The 14,366-nt window shown below is 45.5% G+C and carries 12 protein-coding genes; 2 read left to right on the top strand and 10 right to left on the bottom strand.

The annotated features are described in order from the left end of the window. Nucleotides 1–436: 436 nt before the first annotated feature. From QUB08_RS17040 to QUB08_RS17005, 8 genes are all read right to left on the bottom strand, one after another. A complete protein-coding gene (locus QUB08_RS17040) occupies nucleotides 437–3,268 on the bottom strand; it encodes a PAS domain S-box protein (protein ID WP_333225812.1) in 2,832 nt (943 codons plus the stop codon). Nucleotides 3,269–3,310: 42 nt separating this feature from the next. Further along, on the bottom strand, nucleotides 3,311–4,408 hold the full coding sequence (locus QUB08_RS17035; protein ID WP_333225811.1) for a BMP family protein: 1,098 nt from the start codon (nucleotides 4,406–4,408) through the stop codon (nucleotides 3,311–3,313). A gap of 114 nt (nucleotides 4,409–4,522) precedes the next feature. Further along, nucleotides 4,523–6,697, bottom strand: a complete 2,175-nt coding sequence (locus tag QUB08_RS17030; RefSeq protein WP_333225810.1) for a glutamine synthetase III — start codon at nucleotides 6,695–6,697, stop codon at nucleotides 4,523–4,525. 1,162 nt (nucleotides 6,698–7,859) lie between these two features. Then, nucleotides 7,860–9,110 (bottom strand): alpha/beta hydrolase, encoded by a 1,251-nt coding sequence (locus QUB08_RS17025; RefSeq protein WP_333225809.1) that lies wholly within the window; start codon nucleotides 9,108–9,110, stop codon nucleotides 7,860–7,862. Between the two features lie 110 nt (nucleotides 9,111–9,220). Then, nucleotides 9,221–9,823 carry a 2OG-Fe(II) oxygenase gene (locus QUB08_RS17020; protein ID WP_333225808.1) on the bottom strand — a complete coding sequence of 201 codons (603 nt, stop codon included), beginning with the start codon at nucleotides 9,821–9,823 and terminating at the stop codon, nucleotides 9,221–9,223. A 136-nt stretch (nucleotides 9,824–9,959) separates the two neighbouring features. After that, the gene (locus tag QUB08_RS17015; protein ID WP_333225807.1) at nucleotides 9,960–10,112 is read right to left on the bottom strand and encodes a hypothetical protein; all 153 of its coding nucleotides are present in this window, start codon (nucleotides 10,110–10,112) and stop codon (nucleotides 9,960–9,962) included. A gap of 1,018 nt (nucleotides 10,113–11,130) precedes the next feature. Continuing rightward, entirely contained in the window at nucleotides 11,131–11,292 is a 162-nt protein-coding gene (locus tag QUB08_RS17010; protein WP_333225806.1) for a hypothetical protein, read from the bottom strand. A 7-nt stretch (nucleotides 11,293–11,299) separates the two neighbouring features. Beyond that, a complete protein-coding gene (locus QUB08_RS17005; protein ID WP_333225805.1) occupies nucleotides 11,300–12,298 on the bottom strand; it encodes a hypothetical protein in 999 nt (332 codons plus the stop codon). A 361-nt stretch (nucleotides 12,299–12,659) separates the two neighbouring features. Between QUB08_RS17005 and QUB08_RS17000 the strand changes: the two genes are divergently transcribed. Further along, a complete protein-coding gene (locus QUB08_RS17000) occupies nucleotides 12,660–12,941 on the top strand; it encodes a helix-turn-helix transcriptional regulator (RefSeq protein ID WP_333068931.1) in 282 nt (93 codons plus the stop codon). 235 nt (nucleotides 12,942–13,176) lie between these two features. Next, nucleotides 13,177–13,446, top strand: a complete 270-nt coding sequence (locus tag QUB08_RS16995) for a helix-turn-helix transcriptional regulator (protein ID WP_333225804.1) — start codon at nucleotides 13,177–13,179, stop codon at nucleotides 13,444–13,446. 123 nt (nucleotides 13,447–13,569) lie between these two features. Here QUB08_RS16995 and QUB08_RS16990 read toward each other — a convergent pair whose 3' ends face one another. Then, nucleotides 13,570–13,809, bottom strand: a complete 240-nt coding sequence (locus QUB08_RS16990) for a hypothetical protein (RefSeq protein WP_332983737.1) — start codon at nucleotides 13,807–13,809, stop codon at nucleotides 13,570–13,572. Nucleotides 13,810–13,880: 71 nt separating this feature from the next. Next, entirely contained in the window at nucleotides 13,881–14,294 is a 414-nt protein-coding gene (gene arfB / locus QUB08_RS16985; RefSeq protein ID WP_333225803.1) for an alternative ribosome rescue aminoacyl-tRNA hydrolase ArfB, read from the bottom strand. Nucleotides 14,295–14,366: the final 72 nt, after the last annotated feature.

Below are 14,366 nucleotides of genomic sequence, written 5' to 3'. Positions count from 1 at the left end.
TTCCGGCGATCGTCTCCATTGCTACTCATTCGCCTGCAGGTTATGTTAAATTTCCACACCAACGGCACCAGCCGCCGGCTCTAAACTTTCTAGCAGTGCGTTTGACACATTTTATCGATCGACCAAGCTGCGGTTTTGACTAAGCTTATAGTTGCCTTCCCACCGAGTAAAACTCCTCTCAAAACCCACAATGCCGTTCATCAAAGCTTCACGAAATTTGTTCGATAAACTATCCTAGTGCGATTTGTAGCTAGCTTCATAAGGAATGAGAATTAAATAACTTAGAATGCGTGATGGTTCTTGTGGGATGGGCGTCCCGCCCGTCCAGAAAGGGCGGGCGGGACGCCCAACCCACTTTCAAGAGTGTAAATTATTTAATTCGCGATCCTAAGTGTCTATCATCAGAAACGCTATATATAGAGGAATGCGATCGCAATTATTTACCAACGAGTGCTACAGCACCGCTTTGCAAAACAGGAATTTCAATTCGGAACTCTGTTCCTTGATGGGGTTGAGAGAAGCACTCGATGGAGCCACCGTGCTTATCAACTACAATTTGATAGCTGATGGATAGCCCTAATCCTGTTCCTTTACCAGTTGGTTTTGTGGTGAAGAAGGGATTGAACACCTGTTGTCTAACAGTTTCCGTTATCCCAGGTCCATTGTCTTGAACTTGAATCACCACGTTTTTAGAATAACCGGGGCCAGTTTCGTTTCTGACTAGCTTAGTCCGAATAGTGATGCGACTGGGATTTGTTTGAATGTCTTTTCGAGAACGGTGATTGTCGTAGTTTTCTAAAGCATCGATCGCATTTGCCAGAATATTCATAAAGACTTGGTTCAACTGTCCGGCATAGCACTCTACTCGCGGTAAGTCGCCGTACTCTTTAACAATTTCAATAGCAGGATGATCTGGTTTCGCCTTCAGTCGATTTTGCAAAATCATCAATGTGCTGTCAATTCCCTCGTGGATATCAACTGGCTTCATTTGGGCCTCATCCAGTCGCGAGAAGTTTCGCAGCGACAGGACAATTTGACGAATGCGATCGGCTCCTACCTTCATTGAAGTCAGGATTTTGGGTAAATCTTCACTAATGAAGTCCAGCTCGAACTCTTCAATTTTTTCCTGAATTTCGGTATTAGTTGGATAGGTTTGCTGGTAAAGCTGAATCAACTTTAGTAAATTTTGCGTATAGTCCGCAGTATGGCTCAGGTTGCCATAGATAAAGTTGACTGGATTATTAATTTCGTGAGCAACACCAGCAACCAGTTGCCCCAAACCTGACATTTTCTCTGCCTGAATAAGCTGTGCCTGAGTTTGCTGTAAGGTTTTGAGTGCAACCTCAGCTTCCTCTTTTGCTTGCCTCAAGGCAGCTTCGGCTTGCTTGCGCTCAGTAATATCCAGTGCCAAGGATGCAACTCCAAGAATCTTTCCACCATCCCCTACTAAAGGCGTATTGAACCATTCGCAAATAATGGTTTTGCCGTCTGTCGTAACATTTTCGTTGACGCTGTAGCGTCCTCCGGTCTCAATCAACAGCTCGCTCATAACTCGATCGACCACCTTTCGGGCAGACGCAGGCACAATTAATTCTGCGGGATGGTGTCCGATCGCCTCTGTAGCCGTGTAACCAAAAATCTGCTCTGCCGCTGGATTCCAGGCAGTGACTTTAAAGTTTAAATCCCATTCCACAATTGCCAGTGCACTTTGGCGGAATAGAAAAGATAGTCGCTGTTCCGACGTTCTGAGTTCTTCTTCTGCCTGTTTCCGTTGAGTAATGTCAATGCCTGTTTTGATGATGTACTCAATTTCACCTTGATTATCCAGTAAAGCAGTATCTGACCAGGCAATCAGTCTGAGTTGTTGATCTTTGCTCACCCAACTGCCTTCATACTGCTGGGGAAAATTACCAGCTTTTAAAGACTCAAAAGTAGTTGTGGTTTGTCCAGCTAAGTCTGAGTTCGGGAACAAGTCCCAAAGGTAGCGCCCTTTCACTTCACTAAACGAGTAATCAGTCGTTTGTTCGCAAGCTCGGTTAAAGCGAACGATTTGTCCCTGCGGGTCGAGCACAACTACCAGGGCACCTGCAATTTCAAGAATGGCTGAAACGAAATTGCGTTCCACTTCAACTGCTGTAATCAGTTCCTCTAACTGGGTTGCCATATTGTTAAAGGCGATCGCCAATGTCCCCAGTTCGTTTTGGCTGTCGATCTTGACCCGCGTCTCTAATTGCCCCGCACTGAGTTCAATAGCTGCCGTGGTTAAGCGCTGGAGTGGCACCACAATTTGCCGAATAAATAGAAAGCCAATGCCAATAGCAACGATCGTCACCACCGCCAATGAGCCTCCCATAATTGAGAGCATTTGGTAAACGGGAGCATAAGCCTCAGCCGTTGGCAGTTCTACAACCACATTCCAATTCACGCTCCGAACTAAGGCACTGGCTCCCAATACTTCTACCTGCTTTAGACCCTGATAAACGTTAAGGCGCTTAGTATCTTCGGATGCTTTCAAGAATTGAAAGAAGGGGCGCTTAGAAATATCTTGAAGTTGAAAGGTTTCTGGCTTACTATCCTTTTGAGCAATGAGAAAATTACGCTCATCAACTACATAAACATAACCCGTCTTGCCGACCTCGGTTTGGGAAACAATAAACCAGAGAAAGTTGAGATTTACCTGTGCTAATAGTACCCCATCCACCTCATCTCGCTCATTCCGAATCGGAACCGCCAGAAGGGTTTTTGGTTCGTGGGTTTGAGGATTAATTTCTACAGGACTGACATAATCTTCCTGTTGTTTGAAGGCACGAATAAACAGTGGCGAATTGGCGGGATTTTCTAACTTGAGCGGTTCGTAGGGTGAAACTGACGCGACAACTTGTCCCTTCCGGTTCAAAATGGCAACGGCTTCATAAGCATCATTATGACGAGTCAACCCTTCCAACAGGCTCTGCTGCGCTTGAGGTTGAAAGTTGGTGAGTCCTTTGACCCTAGCTAAATAGCTCAGTTTTCGTTTCAAGTCATCTAAATAATTATCAATCTGCCCTCCTGCTGTCTGACTACGCTCTTGTTGGAGCGATCGCGATTGCTGGATCTGCGCCTGAAAGCTGAGGTAGATCAGCAAGGCACCAGTGGGCAGTAAGCTCAGGAGAACCAAAAAGATCAAACCATAGCGGAGCTGATGTGCAATAGAAAAGAAGCGTTGCCAAGGATGAGAACGGGAGCTTCTGGCGATCGGCAGAACGCGCTCGTTGCGTTGATTTTGCATCGGAACTTAGGATCAATATTGGTAAATCAATTAATGCGCGCACTAAGGAGACACATCAATTTGGCCAGTCGTCACAGCATCTCGGATAATCTTGAAACTGTCCTCTTCCTGAGCCGTGAGACTACCACGGAAAGGGGCAAAATCGTAGATTTTCTCCTTGAGCCCAAACTTGTAAAGTTTTCCTTCCCAGCGACCTTGCTGGGTTAATACAGCCGCATTTAGCACCAGATTGGGAATGTCCTGCAGAACGCTAGTTAGGACTTGGCCGGGAGCCAGTTCGTACTGATCCTTGGCCCAACCAATCACAAAGACTCTTGGCTTTTGCGTAACGGCTTTTAGCGCGGCTAACCCTGCCTCATCCGCGTTGATTGTCAAAACATCTACTCCAGAGGCCACCATATCCCTTGCGACTTTGGTGGCTTTTTCCGTATCAACCCAAGAATTGAGAAAAGCAGTCGAGGCTTGAACAGAGGGATTCGTTGCCTTCACTCCCCGCCTAAACAAAGCTTCTTCTTCTTTGTAAACCGGATAAGGTGCACCCACAATATAGCCAACTTTATTGCTTTTGGTCTTCATGGCAGCCAAAGCGCCTGTGAGGTAGCCAACCTCACCCGATCGAAAGGCAACAGCCCCCAAATTTTGGTTATTCCCTGGATAGGTTGTAACCAAGGCAAATTTCGTTCGCGGAAATTCTTTAGCGACCTTTTCGGCAGCTTTGATATACCCACCACTGGCTGCAATTACCAGGTCATAGCCTGACTGGGCATATTTGCGAATGGGAGCTTCACTATCTTCATCGTCAATATTTTCAGTAAAGTCTACCTGAGCATTAAATTTATCTTTAATGAGGTTTAATCCTTCAAAGCAGCCTTGACCCCAACTGTTGTCGTTTTTGGAGCCTGGGACGACCATTGCCACTCTAAAGCTGCTAGAGGTACTTGCTTCAGGGGAAGAGTTTACGTTCGGAGTCGATCGGCTGCAACTAATCGCAAAAAATAGAGCTAGAGCCGCCAGAGTCATTTGTTTCAAAAGAGATTGAATTCGCATAATAGCTTTTCGTAGCAATATTACTTTTTCTACGCCGATAAATTTGTTGAAGGGTATCTCAACAATCTTCACAACTCTTACTGTAGCTGGCATTTAATGACTCTGACAAATTCAGCGTAACACTCGTTTAAGCTCAAAAACAAGTAAGGACACGGCAGTGCCGTGTCCCTACAAATATCACCGGAAATTAACCGAATTTGTTTGCTATTACTTAACAAACAGCATTTCTTGATAAGTAGGCAGAGGCCACAAATCATCAGCCACTTCACCTTCCAGAGCATCCGCATACTTGCGAACCTCATCCATCAAAGGACGAATTGTTTGCGAAGCATATTGCATATGGTCTTCTGTCGAAGCAAAATCGTGCTTGCTCAAAGCAGCACTCAACTTGCTTGCAGTATCAATCATGGACTTAACCAGCACCGCTACTTTTTCGGCCGTTTCCTTTTCCAGTTCAATCCCAATCTCTTTCAACTTAGAAACCGTGCCGGAAAGTTCAGCTAAATACCTCACCGCAGCCGGGTAAATGATGGTTTTTGCCATGCTTGATACCAGTTTTGCTTCGACTTCAATTGCCAGCAAATACTGCTCTGCATAAACATCGTAACGGCTTTCCAATTCCACGGGAGTCAGAACACCTGTCTTTTCAAACAAGTCTTCAATGTATCCTTCCTTCAACACGGGTAAAGCATCGGCCGTAGTCCGCAAGTTAGCTAAACCCCGTTCCTCAACAGCCATTTTGTGCCATTCTTCCGAATAGCCATTGCCACCAAATACAACCGCACCGTGCTCGTCCATCACTTCTTTGAGAATGGTTTGGATGGCAGCATTCAGTTCAGTTCCGTTAGCCAAATCGCTTTCTAATTTGTTAGCAATCCAGTCCAAAGAATCTGCAAGAATTGTATTCATCGCCACCAGCGGCCCGGAAACAGACTGACCGGAACCTACTGCCCGGAATTCAAATCGGTTTCCAGTAAAGGCAAAGGGCGAAGTCCGGTTTCTGTCTCCAGCATCCTTCATGAAAGTAGGCAGTGTTTCTACACCTAAGTTCATAATTCCCCGACATTTAGAGTCCTTAACTTCTCCCCGGCTAATTTGCCCGAAGATATCTTCTAATTGCGAACCCAAATAGACAGAGATAATTGCTGGTGGAGCCTCATTTGCACCCAATCGGTGGTCGTTGCTGGCAGTAGCAACTACCGCGCGCAATAGCGGCCCGTATTTGTGAACTCCGCGAATGACAGCGCCGCAGAAAACTAGAAATTGTATGTTCGAGTGCGGTGTATCGCCGGGGTCTAATAAGTTTCCTTGGGTGGCATTCCCGACCGACCAGTTGACGTGTTTGCCAGAACCGTTAATGCCGGCGAAAGGCTTCTCGTGCAGCAAACACATAAAACCGTGTTTCTTCGCTGTGTTGCGGAGAATTGTCATGGTTAATTGTTGGTGGTCGCTGGCGACGTTTGCAGCTTCAAAAACTGGTGCAATTTCAAACTGACCGGGAGCTACTTCATTGTGGCGGGTTTTGGCAGGAATTCCCAGACGGTACATTCTTTCTTCTACTTCCTGCATGAAGACTTGAACGCGCTCTGGTATCGCTCCAAAATAGTGGTCGTCAAATTGCTGACCTTTGGCAGGAGGTTTGCCAAAAAGGGTGCGACCTGCTAGCAGTAAATCGGGGCGGTTGTTGGTGAAATTGGCATCTACCAGGAAGTATTCTTGTTCGGAACCGCAACTGGAATTTACCGGAGCAACTTCGGTATTGCCTAATAGCTTTAACACTCGAGTTGCTGCTTTGTTCATGGCGGCAATGGAACGCAAAAGCGGCGTTTTCTTGTCTAAGGCTTCACCTGTCCAGGAGATGAAAACAGTAGGAATGCACAATGTCATGCCGTTGTCTGTTTCCATGACATAAGCAGGGCTGGTGACATCCCAGGCTGTATATCCGCGAGCGGCGGCGGTGGAACGGATGCCGCCGTTGGGGAATGAGGAACCATCGGGTTCGCCTTGTACGAGAACTTTCCCTGCAAATTCTGAGATGACGGAGCCGTCGCCTTGCACTGAGATGAAACCGTCGTGCTTTTCGGCGGTGCCGTTGGTTAGCGGGTAGAATACGTGGGCGTAGTAGAGGGCTCCTTTGGAAATAGCCCAATCTTTCATTGCTACTGCAACTACATCAGCTACGGAAGCATCGAGTTTTTGGCCTGTTTGAACGGTGTTTTTTACTGATTTGAAAATGCTTTTGGGCAGACTTTCTTGCATCTTGCTCAGAGTAAAAACGTCTGTTGCCCACATATCTTCTAGCCGCTTGGGAGGCCGACTAGGCATCAGTTTGCGGTTGACGATTTGAGAAATTGCTTGAACGCGCGATTCGTTTCCACTCATGGTTATTTTTATTGGTATTGCGGGACGAGTAGTTGAGAAAAAATAGATGTTAGCAAAAGTCTAACTATTGACGAATATCCTGGATTTACCCAAGATTTTGCACCATTCTCAAGAACGGGATCTCCGGCCCGTTCCACAAGAGATCAATTTTCTCGCTTCACAGGCCGTCCAGCCTGTTCATAAAAGGCTAATTGAGAATGGTGCAACATATGAGATTTACCCAACATTTTTTGTCAAAGCTAACTTTTGCGAGAATGCCTTTTTTGGCAGGCTCTACAAGATTGGATGAGCGATGCGCCATCACTTCGCCGTCCATCGGGTGTGACAATCCACTGTGAGATGCGGTTGGATTTCGGTTATTAGCAGCAATAAAATAGATGACAAGATCCTGTACTAACTTGAGTCAACATTATAGATGTCTGCACTGCACAAATTTAGTAACTAATCTTTACCCTGGTCAGCTCAAAAATTTTGTGCGAATCAATTCCGATGAATTCAGGTCAAAACTACTTATGGTTTTTAACCGTTCGACGATCGATAAATCGCAGTCCAGCAAACAACGCACTCGTTTAGGGGTTTTGGAGAATTATGGAGAGTACACAATCTACACTTGGAGAGTTTAAACAATCATTAACTAAATAAATGTATTGTAGGCTACATAATTTTATGTTTTTTTCATAAGGGTCGATCGCACCAAGCGCACACAACCACAGGATTTCAGTTTAACAGGACGCGGGGCGCTGAAACTGAGGGCGATCGTACATTTACCTGAGATGTTGCACCATTCTCAAGAACAGGCTGGACGGCCTGTTCCACAAAGAGTAGATTTTCTTGTGGAACAGGCCGTCCAGCCTGTTCAGAAAAGGCTAATTGAGAATGGTGCAACATCTCAGTTTACAGGACTTACGCAGGCATACTATATATAGTGTGCCAAGAAAGGGCTCTCGCTTTGGCGTTGCTAAATTCGGGTATGAAATTTGTAGGGGCAATCCCCCGTGGTTGCGCCACCGCTGACGGGGTAAGCTTTTATTTAGCACCGCCACAAAACTTTCCCAGCGCAGTAATGGGGATTTCTAGGGATATAAAATGAAGAGACTTAGAGCAATATTTTAGACAGTTTGACACGCATTTATTTAAGCATAAAAAAGTAAAATTTAAACTTTTATTTAACTGGTTGGTAATCAGAAGACTTCAGAGTATGAGCCAAAAAGCGTTCTGTGTAGTACAAAGCTAATTGATTGCTCGGCCCATTAAAAACTGCATCAAAAGCGTGTTCAGCCCAAGGAATTTCGAGCAAAATAGCCCGCTCGCCCGTGGCTCGGAATCGTTCGTAGAGCGATCGACCAAACTTGGGCTGAACGATATGGTCGCGACCTGCATAAACCAGTAGAGAAGGGGGAAGATTCGGTTTAATATAATTTATGGGAGAAGCCCGACGGTAAAGCTCATTCAGTTCGTCTGGGGTTCCTCCCAGAAAGGCGCGCAAGACGGCTCGAACATTTATGGCATCAGGAAAAGGTGGGTCATTGTATCCCCGAATCAGGTCATTTGGCCCGTAATAGTTCACTACTGCTCGAACTGGAAGCACACTAGAATCATAAGCAGTTAGCATTGCTAAATGGGCACCTGCAGACCTTCCCATCAAAGCAATTCGAGCGAGATCAATTTCCCAATCAGCAGCATGAGTTTTGATATAGGAAAGAGCGGCTTGTACGTCGTCAAGCTGAGCAGGAAATTGATACTTGGGAGCGTGGCGGTAATCAATTGCAACCACACAATAGCCTTGGGCGGCCATATAGCGGCTGAATTCCTGATTGTAATCGGGATTACCTCTTTGCCAAGCTCCCCCGTAGAGGGTGATAATCGCCGGATATTTGCCAATTTGCATCGGCCGATAAAGGTTTAATTGCAGTGAAACTCCGCCTGGGTTGGCAAATACAATAGCCCGATCGATCCTAACGTCTCTGATGGGAATTCCTCGGAACGTATCTGCGAGGATAAACGGTTGAGGGCGTAGCTGCGCGCGATCGGCTTGAGGAAGGGCTGCTAAATAGTTTTCCCCTAAAACTGCTTGCATTTGGGTAGCTATGGCTGCATTGGCTGCTGGAAACTGAATCAGGGGTAGCAGGCCCAGGATGAGGGCGAACAGGTTACAAATGAGTAAAATAATGTAGACTTTGCCTTGATGCCGTCCCAGCAGGTTCAGCAGAAGGGCGATCGTATTGATACCAACCAACCAAGGACTGATTTCTGGTGCTCCCACCGCCAAAGGGTACAGGAACATCGTGGGTGCTGGTACGATGATCCAGAGACTGAGAAATAGGGCGATCGCACTCAGGAACCAAGAAATAAATGGCGAGACTAAGAATGCTGCTAATAAGGGTAACTTTTTGCGGTTATTCTTGTGGATCATCGGATTATGGATAATCTCCTAGCACATAAGTTGGCGGTGATGGAACCCTTGATGCAAGCGGCTGGTTAAGCGTGTCCTGAATTTATCACCCTCCCAGGAGCGAATAAACATTACTTAATTTTTGCTTTCATCGCCCTAGATTCCACTGTGAATCCTGGAATATCTTGCAGTTCTGTTTCGCTCAAACTGTACTGTTCGCAAACCAAACTCAAACGAGTCCCGGTACTTTTAACAGCGTTGACAGAGTGAGTCAAATCTCCTTGAAAATAGATTAGCGAGTTGGCTTGCGGCTTAATCTGGCCGACTTGCTGTTTGTTGCGCCGCAGTATCAATTCTCCCCCTTGCAAGTTCGGCGGTACTTGCACGTATAAAACGCTGACTGCTGCGGGAGGTTCAACTGTTTTGCAGTACGATCGCAAAGATCGATCGATATGCGGATCGACGCGGGAACCTTCACCCAGCAACAAAGGGTTGAGGTAAAAAGCATTGCATTCAGGCTGTAATGCTTGGTCTAGATAGGGTTTGAACAAGGGAAACCGCCGTTCTACTTCGGCGATTTCCGAACGTTGAAACACTACGGAAAACCCTTTTGTGCCAATGAAATCGCGATTGAGGTTGTTGATTGCTAGATAAGGGGAGGCTAGAATTGCTCCTCGCAAGTCGTTGAGGTAGTCGATCGAGAAAGCGTTAGGATGTTGGCTATAGTATTTCAAGGCACTCAAAAATCATCAAAGTTTAAGGAAACAGCAGATAGAAATGCAGCCATCGATCAGACTTGGGATTGCTTCGTTCCGCGCAATGACATAATAATGTTTATTTGTGTCCGCCTACTTAAGTCAAAGGTTTTTCTTAACTGCGGGCGATCGCCCGGAAGTGTCGCAACCGAGTAGACAACTGCCAAATATTACTATACAGGCGATCGACTTTCGCCGCTAGTCTGTGTGATTCGATTATATTTGCCATTTGCTTATAGATGATGCCGCTCAGCAGGCGATCGCCCATTTATTTTAACTTGTCCAATTGCAGAGGCGATCCTAATTTGGGCGATCGCATCCTGCCTCTGTTTTATCACCGATTTCTTGAGTTTGCTAGCTAAAAAACCGAGGGGTGTTGGTGCAGGGTAAACGCATCTAAATTAATTTGACAAAAACGTGAATTTGTGCATGACTAAATAACTAAAAAAACCTTCTTAAAATTCTTAATCTTAACCCGACTTGAGCAGATTAAATCAGAACATTAAAATTTTATGAACTTCTTAAAGTCGGCTAATTTTCCTTCTTAGATAGGTGTTAGATTTCGAGTATTAACTGGCAGAGTTTAAAATTTCCACTAAATAATTATTGTCCATTGCCGCTCGATACCCTTTCATTGTTAGACTTTGTGCCGGAAGTTTTCTCTGGTTTCAGTAAATTTATTGCTAGCCTCCGATTGAAGTGCAAAATTTTCGGGAGAGTTCTGTTTCCGAATCCGGCTTTCATCTTCACAAAATGTAACATCAAGCGTCCAATGTAAGCTATTTTCAATGCCCCAATGACGGAGGATAGCCCCAGCAATTCTCTCAGCATTACTGCTTAAACTACTAAGCGTAAAAACGAGCTGAGCGTGGTGGTTTTAGGATCGTGGATTAAATAACTTCCGTAGGTTGGGCGGAGTGGAACGAACCCTCCGTTTCACTCCGCCCAACAATCAAGCGTGGCGTTGGGTTTCGTTCCACGGGCCCAACCTACAAAAAATGCAAGTTATTTAATTCTCATTCCTTAGAATCGCCCATTCGCACCCCAGCCCCTGACTCAGTGCAACTGACAGCCCTGACTTGCTACAATCCAGCTAAAAAAAGGGATTGCTGCGACAAATTCCGGCACCATAGAGAAATAACACGATTAACGAAGCGCTAAAAGATAAAACAACGAACACTTACGAATTTAGAAGCATTACTCGATCGCCTAAATGTTGGACTCTGACAGGATGCCCACCAGCCCCTTCCGGGACACGGCTGTGATGCCGTGTCCTTACCCGTAACTTATCGGCGACAGCCTTGGGCGATCGCCCTTAACACCGCTAGCCGCACTTCTGGATGAGATTTCTCAAGCCCGTTAGCCCGAAAAACCCAGTGTCCGCCGCCCGCGTGCTCGATCGCAATTTTCTGACCGTCAGGCAAAACTATTTGCCACCAATTCAACACAGTGGCTTTAATAAGGTGGCACTGAATTTCGTTCAGTTGAACCTCCATTAATTTCAGTTGACGCATGATTGGATTTTGGGCAGATGACTTCATGATTTTTCTCATTAAATGAATTCGACTGTTTCTCGGCTTGGATTTCAGTTTGCCGATTTTTGAACTTAACTTCACCTTCCGAAGTTTTTGCCTTAACTTCCCTTTCCGAAGTTTTCGCCTTCACTTCCCTTTTACCACCTTTAGGCTCAACTTTCACTCCAAAACCTTTAGACTTAACTTTTCCTGGGGCAGAAGTTGAAGTCGGTTCCGTGGCCGGCTTCTTAAACTCCGCGTCTAATTGGTCTAAAATCTCCTCTTGTTCGGGAGTATGTTCCGCTGGCTGGTCTGAATTTCTGGGATTGTATTCGCCAACCAACCTTGCCAAAAATTCCGAAATTGACAGTCCGGCTGCGGCTGCTTTTTTCGTTAAAAGGGCGTAAGTGTCGGTTTTTATGCGAATTTGTTTGAGCCGGAGGTTGGGATTGTTGTCAACGGTTTCGGCAATAGTTACTGCGGTAATCCTTTCTTTTGGTATGACATCGACAACTTCTTGCCACTTTTCCTGTAAACGACAGTCGCCATATTGGTCGGTGATTGCGTGTTTGAACAAAGGGACAACTTGAGCAACGCAGCTAGGCAAAATCTCAAATCCTGCTTTAATTAAGCGCAGGCAAATGCTCGCAGCTTTGATAATTTGTGTGCAGTAAAAATACTGCCGACCTAATGCTTGTTCGCAGTAACTTTTAAAAGTTTTGAACTTGTCTTTGTACAATCGCAGCTTTCGGATGGCGTCCAGCATGATTCCTTGACGCACGTAGTCTAGGAATCCCCTTTTGATTTCGCCTGTCAGATAGTCTAAATCGTGAAAGGGTGATTGATTCTGGATTTCTTCTTCAAAGTCTAGCAGCGGGCCTGCAAAGTGAAAGTTGGAGGCGACATCGCCTAGGTAGAAGTTGTCAATTGATGTGGGCATGATCGGGAATGGTTCGAGAAATGGCACGATACCACGGAAGTTGTGCGATCGCAAAGTAGAAGTTTTGCTCTGGATCTTTGATACAATTTTGAGTTGGGCTGTCCTGTGAGGTCGATCGACCTTTTACATGGCATCACCTCCTCGGCGTTGAGAAAAAAGGGGCTTGAGGTATGCGCCCAACCCCCAAAAAAACGCTTGGGTATGCAAGCACAATTGATAGACGCTACAAGTAAGGCGGTTCTTCAAACCTGCATTTTGACCTTGGAGGCTCGCCCGGCCGCCTTTGTTTTGCCTACCAACATGAAGTTTACGTCTTATTCAAGCCTTTGTCAAGACGTTTACATCATGAATATTTCGTCCTATGATAGAAGAAGATTTACAAGAAAAGGAGAAGTCTCCATTGAGACTACTCAGAGAACAAGCTGGACTAACACGCCCTCAAGTCAAAGAAAAAATCGGAATTTCCGAGCGAAGACAAGCTGACTGGGAATTAGGCAAGGCTCTACCTAATGCTGAAAACATACTTGCTATGGCTAACCTGTATCAGGTTTCTCTAAAAACTATGTTTGAGGTTTTAGGATTAGACGTAACCAAAATTCCCGATGACTTGCCAAGTCGTGAGCCCTCGCCGAAGGACAACTAACCCGCAGGGGTTCGGAAATGTCTAGGGAAAAGGGCTTGAGTAATGCACCCAAGCCCGGAAAATAGGCTTGGCTATGCAGGCATAATGGGTAGAAACTACAAATTGGGCAGCTTGCTAAACCAAAGCGTTTCCACCGTCCGGCTAAAGCAGTCGCCTTTGTGTTGTCTCTCTATTAAACAACCTTAGTTGTATTTCACTGATTTGTCAACAACTTTGGTTGTGAATTTGCTATGATATGCCCAGAAAGAAACAAACTCAAGAGTCGAAAGATATACCAGCACTGCAAATCTTGCGGGAGGCAGTTGGTTTATCGCAATCCGCTTTAGCAAAGCAAATTCCCGACAAAACCCGCACAAAAACCCTAACTCAGCAAGCCATTAGCAAATGGGAACGAGGACTAGACGAACCCGAACTGACCATTGCTCAAATGAAAGCCCTTTGCAAAGCTCTCGGAAAAACGCTTAACGATTTACCTGACGACTTAGGCCCACCACATCCCGACTGACAACTTTTGTTGCTTAGTTCTAATTAGACCAACCTAAAAAAGCAGATTATATCCCCGACTTCTTGAAGAAGTCGGGCATCTAACAAGCAAGTTATAAAGAGGATATTAAAGTAGGATTTGGTATTACTTACGGAGAACAGAAGTGATAATCACCGTGATAGTGGCGCTTGCAATCAAAGTGAAAGCAAGTTGCACAACCCATTGGGTAGCTTTCTGGTAGTTATCGAACTTGTCATTGAATCTGTCGGTTTTGTCATTAGTTTTTTCAACATCAGTTGATAATTTCTCAACTTCTGCCGATAGCTTGTCTAGCTTTTCAATAACATCGGCTAGCGTCGGCTCGTTACTTGCAGTAGTTGTCATTGCCGTTTCCTAAAACTAACAATCATCATTTACAATGATATCCTAATTTTAATAGGAATTGAGATTATCGATCAATCCGTAATTTTCGCTCTCAGAGCTTTAATCTGCCCTCGCTTGGTTTTGCTGTCGAGACGCTTGCGCTGGGAACTACGAGTCGCTTTGCTGGGTTTGCGCCTTTTCGGTATGACGATCGCACTTTTAATCAGTTCTTGCAGCCGTCTCAAAGCCTCTTCCCGGTTTTGTTCCTGGCTGCGGTGTTCCTGGGCCTTGATGACAATCACACCTTCGGAGGTGATGCGCTGGTCGTTGATTTGCAACAAACGCTCCTTGTAGCGATCGGGCAATGAGGAAGCTGGGATATCAAAGCGCAAGTGAATCGCACTCGCCACCTTATTTACATTTTGTCCCCCCGCGCCTTGAGAGCGAATCGCACTAATCTCGATTTCGCGATCGTCCAGGAACACTGTATTAGAAATTTGTAGCATGATTCATCAGTGAGATTAAATATACCGGGAAAGCAGTGCATCTTTTATATATAACTTACTTTGGTAGATAAG

This window comes from Microcoleus sp. BR0-C5 (assembly GCF_036705045.1).
Classification (GTDB): domain Bacteria; phylum Cyanobacteriota; class Cyanobacteriia; order Cyanobacteriales; family Microcoleaceae; genus Microcoleus.
Note: the sequence above shows the minus strand (reverse complement) of the source record. Positions and strands in the feature narration are given on the sequence as shown.

Excerpts from the sequence above, each read along its gene's own strand:
- arfB (WP_333225803.1), bottom strand. The coding sequence starts at position 14,294 with ATGCTACAAATTTCTAATACAGTGTTCCTGGACGATCGCGAAATCGAG.
- QUB08_RS17000 (WP_333068931.1), top strand. The coding sequence starts at position 12,660 with ATGATAGAAGAAGATTTACAAGAAAAGGAGAAGTCTCCATTGAGACTA.
- QUB08_RS16995 (WP_333225804.1), top strand. The coding sequence starts at position 13,177 with ATGCCCAGAAAGAAACAAACTCAAGAGTCGAAAGATATACCAGCACTG.
- QUB08_RS17015 (WP_333225807.1), bottom strand. The coding sequence starts at position 10,112 with ATGGGCGATCGCCTGCTGAGCGGCATCATCTATAAGCAAATGGCAAAT.
- QUB08_RS17025 (WP_333225809.1), bottom strand. The coding sequence starts at position 9,110 with ATGATCCACAAGAATAACCGCAAAAAGTTACCCTTATTAGCAGCATTC.
- QUB08_RS17005 (WP_333225805.1), bottom strand. The coding sequence starts at position 12,298 with ATGCCCACATCAATTGACAACTTCTACCTAGGCGATGTCGCCTCCAAC.
- QUB08_RS17040 (WP_333225812.1), bottom strand. The coding sequence starts at position 3,268 with ATGCAAAATCAACGCAACGAGCGCGTTCTGCCGATCGCCAGAAGCTCC.
- QUB08_RS17030 (WP_333225810.1), bottom strand. The coding sequence starts at position 6,697 with ATGAGTGGAAACGAATCGCGCGTTCAAGCAATTTCTCAAATCGTCAAC.
- QUB08_RS16990 (WP_332983737.1), bottom strand. The coding sequence starts at position 13,809 with ATGACAACTACTGCAAGTAACGAGCCGACGCTAGCCGATGTTATTGAA.
- QUB08_RS17035 (WP_333225811.1), bottom strand. The coding sequence starts at position 4,408 with ATGCCAGCTACAGTAAGAGTTGTGAAGATTGTTGAGATACCCTTCAAC.